1 protein-coding gene is annotated in these 255 nt (G+C 25.5%); it reads right to left on the reverse strand.

All coding sequences use genetic code 11. The features are described 5' to 3' along the window. On the reverse strand, positions 1 to 255 hold a 255-nt coding region (locus KGF48_RS20095), incomplete at both ends, for a transposase (RefSeq protein WP_227868511.1).

The raw sequence follows: 255 nt of genomic DNA on the forward strand, positions 1-255 counted from the left end.
ATTACATTTTTCATTAGGACATACATAAGTCCTATCTTTTAACTTTAAATCTTTTTTGATAGTTCCACAACATGAACACATTTTACTACTTGGATAAAATCTATCTGCTTTAACAAATTCAATTTTGTTCCATTTGCATTTGTATTCAAGTATAGTTATAAACTTATTAAAACATTGCTCTGAAATTGATTTAGACAAGTGTTTATTTTTCAATAAACCTCTTACATTTAAATCTTCTACTACTACTCTACAAGG

The sequence above is a fragment of the Clostridioides sp. ZZV15-6388 genome (genome assembly GCF_020657755.1).
GTDB lineage: Bacteria > Bacillota > Clostridia > Peptostreptococcales > Peptostreptococcaceae > Clostridioides.